Origin of the sequence: [Clostridium] clostridioforme AGR2157, from assembly GCF_000424325.1 — a bacterium.
GTDB lineage: Bacteria > Bacillota > Clostridia > Lachnospirales > Lachnospiraceae > Enterocloster > Enterocloster clostridioformis_A.
Genome location: NZ_AUJR01000085.1, coordinates 1 through 8,880, shown reverse-complemented (window position 1 = coordinate 8,880; position 8,880 = coordinate 1). Strand labels below are relative to the sequence as shown.

Genomic DNA, 8,880 nt, shown 5'->3' with positions numbered 1-8,880 from the left:
ATTATCGATATGCAGACATGAAAAGCCTGATGGAACAGACGGATGAGTGGCTGCGCCACAGAATCCGAGCGGTGTACTGGAAACAATGGAAGAAGGTACGCACAAGATATAAAATGTTGCGGGCGTTACATTTACCAGAGTGGAAGGTGCATGAGATGGCGAACTGCCGAAAGGGAGTGTGGAGAGCGGCGGGAATGCTCAACTCGGCACTCACCAAAAGAATCATAGTGGACAGACTTGGTTATCCCGATATGACTGCCCACTATTTGAAAGTCCGAGTAAACTATTGAACCGCGTAGTACCGAACGGTACGCTACGTGGTGTGGAAGGGGAGGTTAAAATCTCCCCTATCCGATTGTAATTTGCCGCCTGCAATCGTCCGAAAGGCAGGTCTTGCAGGATGGGATTCAGAATGGTATACTTAATAAACACAATTGCAGTTAAGAAGGCGGTACATAGTTTATGAGTATTTACGATACATTGAATCCCATGCAGAAGGAGGCAGTCCTTCATACGGAAGGCCCTCTCCTCATTTTAGCTGGAGCCGGTTCCGGAAAGACCAGGGTGCTGACCCACAGGGTGGCATACCTGATTGAGGAGAAGCAGGTGAACCCGTGGAATATCCTGGCCATCACATTTACCAACAAGGCGGCTGGAGAGATGAGGGAAAGGGTGGACCAGCTGGTGGGCTTTGGGGCTGAGAGCATCTGGGTCAGCACCTTCCACTCCACCTGCGTGCGCATCCTGCGCAGGCATATAGAGTATCTGGGCTATACCACGAACTTTTCCATCTATGACAGTGACGACCAGAAGACCCTGATGAAGCAGGTGTTCAAGGCCATGGATGTGGATACCAAGCAGTTCAAGGAGCGTTCCGTGTTAGGCACCATATCCTCTGCAAAGGACAAGCTTATCAGCCCCGAGGAATTCCTGTTAAATGCAGGGCAGGACTTCAGACAGCGCAGGATTGGGGAGATATATAAGGAGTACCAGAAGCGCCTCAAGAAGAATAATGCCCTGGATTTCGACGATCTCATTGTAAAGACAGTGGAACTGTTCCAGAATAACAGCGAGGTCCTGAATTACTATCAGGAGCGGTTTAAGTATATCATGGTGGACGAGTATCAGGACACCAACCTGGCCCAGTTCAGGCTGGTCAGCCTGATGGCTTCCAAGTACAGGAACCTGTGTGTGGTGGGGGATGATGACCAGTCCATTTACCGGTTCAGAGGGGCGGATATAGGGAATATTCTGAGCTTTGAGGAGACATTTCCCGGGGCAAAGGTCATTAAGCTGGAGCAGAACTACCGTTCCACCCAGAACATACTGAATGCGGCCAACGGCGTCATACGCCACAATCGGGGACGTAAGGACAAGACCTTGTGGACTGCCAATGGCGAGGGGGATTTGATTCGTTTCAAACAGTTTGACACAGCCAGGGAGGAAGCGGACTTTGTGGTCAGGGAGATAAGGGACAGCGGTTATGCCTATCAGGAGCAGGCTGTTCTCTACCGCACCAATGCCCAGTCCCGTCTTCTGGAGGAGCGGTGTATCTTTTACAACGTACCCTACCGCCTGGTGGGAGGCGTGAATTTCTATCAGAGAAAGGAAATCAAGGATATCCTGGCCTATTTAAAGACAATTGCCAATGGAGTGGATGATTTGTCTGTGCTGCGCATCATCAATGTGCCCAAGCGGGGAATCGGAGCCACCACCATGGGGAAGGTAGCCATCTTTGCCTCTGAACATGACATGAGCCTGTACGACGCCCTCAGGGAGGCCCGCCAGATTCCGGGCATAGGTAAGGCTGCTGAGAAAATCGGAACCTTTATAGGACAGATGGAGAGCTTCCGGGCCATGGCACAGTCAGAGGATTACACCATCCAGGATTTGATAGAGAGCATCATGGACGAGACCGGCTACCAGCAGGAGCTGGAGGCAGAGGGAGAGGTGGAGTCCCAGACCAGGTTGGAGAACATAGGAGAGCTGGTAAACAAGGCCGTGAGCTACGAGGAGGACAGCGAGCATCCAACTCTGGACGAATTCCTGGAGCAGGTGGCCCTAGTGGCTGATATTGACAATATGGATGAATCCGAGAACCGGGTCACCCTCATGACCCTGCACAGTTCCAAGGGACTGGAGTTCCAAAAGGTGTATCTGGTAGGTCTGGAGGACGGGCTGTTCCCCAGCATGATGTCCATAATTTCCGATGACAAGACAGACATGGAGGAGGAACGCCGTCTCTGCTATGTGGGAATCACAAGGGCCAGGAAGGAACTGGTGATTACCAGCGCCAGACAGCGGATGGTTAACGGCGAGACCAGATACTGCAAGCCCAGCCGTTTCCTGGAGGAGGTGCCTGGTGAGCTGTTGGAGGAGGAGCGTCTGGAACCGGTGCTGGGAAGCTTTGGCAGCCGGAATAAGGGGGCCGGTGCAGGCGGATTTGGCAAGTTCGGTATTTCCGGCGAGGCAGGTCTGCCGTGGAACCAGCCGGCCGCAGGGAATATACGTACAAGCACCTTTGGAAAGGGATATAACGCATATGCATCCGGCTCGTCCCAGCCCTCGTCAGACCGAGGCGCCGGCAGCGCAGCGGGAAATCCGGGATTTGGCAAAGCATTTACTGTGCAGAAGGCAGCATTCCTGGATTACAGCGAGGGAGACCGGGTCAAGCACATCAAATTCGGAGAGGGAACGGTGAAGTCCATCAAGGACGGCGGTAAGGACTATGAAGTCACGGTAGTGTTCGACGGTGCGGGCCAGAAGAAAATGTTTGCATCCTTTGCCAAGCTAAAAAAGGTCTGATGGGCGTGCCGGCGCAGGGGATGCCTGGCAGAAACAGAAACATGAATCTGCATAGCAGATTTATGTCGGGACTGCGTTTCAATTGAAATTGGATTGAAACAATTGGATAAAATTTGAATAAATTGGGATAGTAAATCAAGGGCTTCCATGATATAATAATTAAAAACAAGCAAGAGGGCAGAAGTGCTTATATATAAGAAAGGACGTGGGTAGAATGAACAGATTTGACAGAGACAGGTTTGATCAGATGGGGAAAGAGGTATTAAGCCGTGTAGAAGAACTGATGAATTCCAGCAGAATCAATGAACTGCTTCACAAGAGAGAAGAGGACGAGAAGAAAAAGAACTGCATTCTCTGGGTGCTGGCTATCATTGGAGCAGTGGCAGCAGTGGCGGGTATTGCATACGCTGTATACCGTTTCTTTACTCCGGATTATCTGGAAGATTTTGAGGATGATTTTGACGATGATTTTGACGATGACTTCTTTGAGGATGAGGAGCCAAAGGAGAAGAAGGCAGAAAAGGCTGAATAGCAGAGGGTGTTTTAAGGCCATCATAAGATACACAGAAGGATGATAAAAAGGATAGTTGTTGGGACCGCCGCGGAAGTGGCGGTCCTTTTTGGGTCTGGCTTGATGTGAACCATATTGCATGATATAATGATACGGCAAAAGAGAACCACAGGAAAAATGCCTAAGCGGCGGACAGAACGGAGATATTTTATGAAAAAGGGCGATATTTACGAAGGAATAGTAGAAAAAATCGAATTCCCGAATAAGGGTATCCTGCATATAGATGGCGAGAGAGTGGTGGTAAAGAATGCCATACCAGGCCAGAGAATTCAGTGTGTAGTCACCAAGCGCAGAAAGGGGAAGTCGGAAGCCAGAACCTTGGATATACTGGAGCATTCCCCGGCAGAAAGGCCGGAGGAGGCATGTCCACATTTTGGGATATGCGGCGGCTGCATTTACCAGAGCCTGCCCTATGAAGAACAGTTAAACATTAAAAGAGAACAGGTAAAATCCCTGCTGGACAGCGTGGCAGAGGACGGCACCTACGAGTTTCAGGGAATCAAGGCCAGCCCTATCTCCTCAGGATACCGCAATAAAATGGAGTTTTCCTTTGGGGATGAGGTAAAGGATGGTCCGCTGGCATTGGGAATGCACAAGAGGGGAAGCTTTTACGATATCGTAACCACTCCCGAGTGCCGGATTGTACATCCGGATTTTTGCAGGATACTGATGGCCACCAAAGAATATTTTGAGGAGATGGGGATTGCATTCTATAAGAAATTACAGCACCAGGGTTATCTTCGCCATCTGCTGGTCCGAAGGGCGGTAAAGACAGGGGAGATTTTGGTAGACCTGGTGACCAGCACACAGAGGGAGTATCTGGGCGTAAGGACGGAGGAAGAGGTGCTGTCAGAGTGGACAGAAAAGCTGGTGCGCCTTCCTCTGGATGGCAGGCTGGCGGGAATTCTCCACACAGAGAATGACTCCCTGGCAGATGTGGTGCAAAGCGATGCGACCCACATTCTTTACGGTCAGGATTACTTTTACGAAGAACTGCTGGGACTGCGTTTTCGAATCTCGCCCTTCTCTTTCTTTCAGACAAATTCCCTTGGCGCGGAGGTGCTGTACGATACAGTACGGGGATTTGTAGGTGATACAAAGGACAGGGTGGTATTCGACCTATATAGCGGTACCGGGACCATTGCACAGATACTGGCGCCTGTGGCGAAAAAGGTGGTAGGCGTTGAGATTGTAGAAGAAGCCGTCAGGTCAGCCCGGGTAAACGCCGAGCTCAACGGACTGGAAAACTGCGAGTTCCTGGCCGGTGATGTGCTCAAAGTGATTGATGAGCTTCAGGATAAGCCAGATTTGATTGTGGTGGATCCGCCCAGGGATGGGATACATCCTAAGGCATTGGGAAAAATTATTGATTTCGGGGTGGACCGGATTGTATATATATCCTGTAAACCTACCAGTTTGGTGAGGGATTTAGTGGTGCTGCAGGACAGAGGGTATAGGGTGGAGAAGGTTTGCGGGGTGGACATGTTTCCGGGGACAGGGAACGTTGAAACCGTCGTGGAACTATCACGTAAAATCAAGGATTGACGGGCTTCTTTGCTCTTGTTTTGGTTGCCTTGCCTACCACTTGCCTACGCTTTTTTGAAGTGGTAGGCAAGATTGCTATGATATAGCGTCTGCCAGGATTACAATGGCATCGTTCTGCATTTTCTCCGTGTTAAACACATAGCGGTCCATGGTGGTCTTGATGTCCTTGTGTCCCAGACGCTCCATGACGGTCTTGGGCTGGGCGCCATTCTCCGCCAACAACGTGCCATGAGTATGACGTAGGCAATGGCTGTGGAATAATGGATTTCCCAATTCCTCATGGATAACCTTGGCGCAGTACTTGAATGAGTAAGGGGTAAGCAGCTCGCCGTTTTCTTTGGTGCTTATTGGCATTATTTCCTTACCGACAATTTTGACGTTGGCGGGAGCCTGAAAGATTAAGCCATCGTCCATTTGATACGTCTTTGTAAAATACTGGCCGTACCGGAGCATGTTCTTTTTGCGGTTACGGATTTCTGCTTTCAGTATTTTCTCGTACTCTGGTAGGATTTTTATAGTCCGGACAGAATCATATTTTGGTGACCGATAATACCACTTTCCACCCTCGTTGGCAAGCTGGTGTCGGATGGTTATGGTGTGGTTTTCAAAATCCACGTCATGAAGCAAGTCAATACCGTAAGTTTCCCCCAGGCGGGTACCACAATGGTATCCAGTCATGAGTGGCATATAGAAATTGCTGTCTGGGCCAAAGCGCTCAATGATGGCTGCAAAGTCCTCTTTGACGCAGATATATTCTGTGTGTGCCTTGGCCTTCTCAGACATAACTATCTTCGGTATCCTGGCATAATCACAGGGATTATACTTGATGTATTTACAGGGATATACCGCATATCCCAGGGCACCGGACAGGCAGGATAAGGTATTTTTAACCATGCTCCTGGAATAGCCTTGACGCTTCATTCCATCAATCCATTTTTGGATAACATCTGTTTCCAATGATGACAGCCGGTATTTCCCGAATGCCGTTTTGAGGTGGACACGGATTAAGCGCTCATATCCCACCTGGGTGTTATGCGCAAGGTTGGCCTTGACATAATTATTATACCAGTAATCCAGATAATCAGACACGCTGATGTCCGAAGGGGTAAACCTGCGGCCGGCAGAGTCATATTCGGCCTTGGCCTGGGTGCCGGCAGTGATGGCCTCGGCCTTGGTGCGGTATCCTCCCTGGCTGATGGGGTTGCGCTTGCCATTGATTTTGGCCCCTTCAAAGGACCATTCCCAGGTGGAGCCACGTTTCCTTGTTCTTAACTGTCCCATATATCATTCCTCCTTAAAATTGGGTAAAATTAATATTCCCTTGCCGGGACGCTCCAGGAATGATATAATTCAAATGTGTTAAGCTGACTATATCTTTCCGGTTTTGCCTGGTAAGAGAAATCTATGTGAAAAACCGTTCCTATTGATAGCAGGAGCGGTTTTTTCCATGGAGAATATTATCCCCTCCCTATTGATTTTTTCGAACGTATATTCTATAATAAATACAGAACAAACGTTCTTTTTCCCGTTCGTTTCCCACTATATGTCGGTACTCCCTTTCCCTGCGCTGCATATAGGAGCGGTAAAATTAAATTGTTCCAATAACAGGCAATAGTCTGACAATTGCCAGAATTTACCAGGATAATTTTGCAAATATTTGTCATTTTCACCATAATTTATGCTATACTTAAGGTGCAAACAATACATATTCACTGTTTTGGCTGCTAGGGACAGCCAGAAAGGGAGGCGTATCGCTATGGATGCTGAGGGTTTAAAAAAATGCTTGCTTACTCTCATTGAAAAATCCAATAATGTTGAACGGTTGGAACTTTTGTGCCGTTTAGCGAAGAAAATATTGGGCTAGGGGACATTCCCTAGTCCTTTTTGTTTGTAAGCTTGTTAGCTAATTTTTCTAAGCTTTCCCAGTCCCTTTCGTCCAACTCAGCCAGGGCTTCTATAAGCCGCTTTTTAAACGTGGCATCTTCTATAATTAAGTCCCCTAGAAAATCTGTTATGACTTGGTTCCGGGTGCGCTGCACAAGCATTTCTCCCTCACCGGTACGGAGCCAGGTTTCATTAACATCGAAAGTTTTGCATATATTGTTTATTACAGAAGCAGATGGATTCCTTCGCCCTGTTTCGTAGTTGGTAAGGACATTTGCTGTTGTACCAATTTTTTCAGCAAAACCTTGCTGCGTTAAATCTAATTCTTTTCTTATCTTCTTAATTCGGTCTTTCATTTCCACTTTTTAATCACCACCTTTTCATGCTTTAAGTATAATACGAAAATACGTCTTTGTCAAGAAAATACGTCAAAGACGAAAAAACGTATTGACAAATACTTCTTCGAAGGATATAATATCGTCATAGACGGATGAGAAAGTGAGGTGAGAACATGGGAGAGAGGGATAAAAAGATTCTGAAAACCATCGCCGAAGCGTTTTCGAAGATGTCTGAGTTTGATAAGGGCTATTTTCTTGGAACAGCAGAAGCTAAGGCAGCGGACAAAAAACGGAATAAGAAAGATTCGGAATCCTCAATAGGAACCGGCTAGCCCCGGTACATTGGCAGGAGAACAGAAAGCGAGGTGAGAGGGATGACAAAATTTAAGGTTTTAACATCCATTACGGACGTAAAGAAATTTTCAGAGTTAATATATGACCTTGTAATACACACTGAAACACCTCAGGAGCTTGAGTCGGTTTTGTGTGAAGATTTTCCGGAGGAAGGACTACAGACATTAAAGTCCATAGTCCAGAAAGGTTATCCGTTGTCCCTGGACGAATTGCAATAATGACACCCGTTAGGCGCGGGGCATTTAAGCAAGTTAGCGCGGAGCCAAGCATCATCATAGCTCATACAGTTTATGATATTCGCTGGGTTCATTTCATTAATCCGGCACTGCGGCGTCTCGCAGTCCAGGTCGTGAATTTCGCCGGTGGATTTATTAAGGACATAACGATTTCCGTTGAAGGGGAAATTATATCTGCGCATAAGCTTCTCCTTTCCTTTGTACTCGGCTCTGGCAGGAGCCTGTAAGTACAGTATACCAAGTAGGGGGACAAAACGCAACGAGGGAGGCGGTACATATCAACATGACATGCAAGACCTGCCGGTATAGCCAGTGCCCGGAACGGACACGGCGGTATCCGTGCAAGGACTATGAGAGGAAGGAGGATAAAAGCGATGGTGGAGCCTTACAAGCCAATATACACAGTCAAGGAGGCGGCAGGCGTTCTCAGGGTTAATCCAAGCAAGGTGTATGAGCTTATCAGCACAAAAAAGCTTCCATCTTTGCTCCTGGGCCAGCGGAAGATACGAGGGAGTGACCTGGAACGATTTATTATGACGTATCCGGTAGCCGAAATGGAGGAAGGAGGGACAAGCCAATGACAAAAGTAACTGAGTTAGCCATCCGCGCCAAAGCAGCGGTTCAGTATCCCGGCTGGCGCCTGGACATCACCGGGCCAGGAACAGCGGTACTCACCAACGTCATGGGGCACAGGCGTATGGTGACTTTCAGACAGCGCAGGAAACGTCGGGACGGCCCCTGGACGAGGGCAGCCAAGTGGATTGTGCCGGCGGTCATCTGGCTGCTGGGGATGTGGATGGTAGCTATAGTGGTCATGGCGCTGGCCATGGGTGTGAGGTTGTGAAGGGAGGATATGAAGATGACAAAAGTACAGATGGAGGCAATCGCGGATAGGGCAGCGAGACTGTCCGTGAGTAAGACGGACGCGGAGGATGCGCAGTTTTACGCGGCGATGGAATTGGACCCATACCGCGAGTATTATGAGGAGTATCTGGACCAGCTGCAGACAGGGGACACCGAATGGCTTCGCCGGTGGATTGGGTGGGAAGTAGCAGATAAGGTTGGTGAGGCGATTGAGATTCTCAAGATGTGGATTCGCGCAGAGTTGTCTGGGCAAACCATGAGCGTGAGACTGTGAGAGGAGGTA

General features: G+C 48.6%; 11 protein-coding genes. 9 read left to right on the top strand and 2 right to left on the bottom strand.

Going from position 1 to position 8,880, the window contains the following annotated elements:
• The 4 genes from G614_RS28640 to rlmD form a co-directional block, all read left to right on the top strand.
• Positions 1-290 (top strand): group II intron maturase-specific domain-containing protein (locus G614_RS28640; protein ID WP_044918404.1); only part of this gene is annotated, 290 nt, incomplete at its 5' end.
• Positions 291-462: 172 nt separating this feature from the next.
• On the top strand, positions 463-2,805 hold the full coding sequence (locus tag G614_RS0122650; RefSeq protein WP_027643736.1) for an ATP-dependent helicase: 2,343 nt from the start codon (positions 463-465) through the stop codon (positions 2,803-2,805).
• Positions 2,806-3,019: 214 nt separating this feature from the next.
• Complete coding sequence (locus G614_RS0122645; protein WP_027643735.1) at positions 3,020-3,337, top strand: hypothetical protein; 318 nt, start codon at positions 3,020-3,022, stop codon at positions 3,335-3,337.
• A 189-nt stretch (positions 3,338-3,526) separates the two neighbouring features.
• Positions 3,527-4,921, top strand: a complete 1,395-nt coding sequence (rlmD, locus tag G614_RS0122640; RefSeq protein WP_027643734.1) for a 23S rRNA (uracil(1939)-C(5))-methyltransferase RlmD — start codon at positions 3,527-3,529, stop codon at positions 4,919-4,921.
• Positions 4,922-4,996: 75 nt separating this feature from the next.
• Here the strand turns inward: rlmD and G614_RS0122635 are convergent, their stop codons facing one another.
• Together G614_RS0122635 and G614_RS0122625 are read right to left on the bottom strand one after the other, a co-directional pair.
• On the bottom strand, positions 4,997-6,202 hold the full coding sequence (locus G614_RS0122635) for a tyrosine-type recombinase/integrase (RefSeq protein ID WP_027643733.1): 1,206 nt from the start codon (positions 6,200-6,202) through the stop codon (positions 4,997-4,999).
• 593 nt (positions 6,203-6,795) lie between these two features.
• Entirely contained in the window at positions 6,796-7,161 is a 366-nt protein-coding gene (locus tag G614_RS0122625; protein ID WP_044918641.1) for a helix-turn-helix domain-containing protein, read from the bottom strand.
• Between the two features lie 155 nt (positions 7,162-7,316).
• On the opposite strand from G614_RS0122625, the gene G614_RS31540 reads away from it, so the two are divergent.
• From G614_RS31540 to G614_RS28635, 5 genes are all read left to right on the top strand, one after another.
• Complete coding sequence (locus G614_RS31540; protein ID WP_155245121.1) at positions 7,317-7,475, top strand: hypothetical protein; 159 nt, start codon at positions 7,317-7,319, stop codon at positions 7,473-7,475.
• Between the two features lie 42 nt (positions 7,476-7,517).
• The gene (locus G614_RS31535; RefSeq protein WP_022200482.1) at positions 7,518-7,715 is read left to right on the top strand and encodes a hypothetical protein; all 198 of its coding nucleotides are present in this window, start codon (positions 7,518-7,520) and stop codon (positions 7,713-7,715) included.
• 392 nt (positions 7,716-8,107) lie between these two features.
• The gene (locus G614_RS0122605; RefSeq protein WP_027643730.1) at positions 8,108-8,314 is read left to right on the top strand and encodes a helix-turn-helix domain-containing protein; all 207 of its coding nucleotides are present in this window, start codon (positions 8,108-8,110) and stop codon (positions 8,312-8,314) included.
• On the top strand, positions 8,311-8,577 hold the full coding sequence (locus tag G614_RS0122600) for a hypothetical protein (protein WP_027643729.1): 267 nt from the start codon (positions 8,311-8,313) through the stop codon (positions 8,575-8,577). The genes G614_RS0122605 and G614_RS0122600 overlap by 4 nt, the downstream gene beginning before the upstream one ends.
• Before the next feature lie 15 nt (positions 8,578-8,592).
• Positions 8,593-8,871 carry a hypothetical protein gene (locus tag G614_RS28635; RefSeq protein ID WP_044918637.1) on the top strand — a complete coding sequence of 93 codons (279 nt, stop codon included), beginning with the start codon at positions 8,593-8,595 and terminating at the stop codon, positions 8,869-8,871.
• Positions 8,872-8,880: the final 9 nt, after the last annotated feature.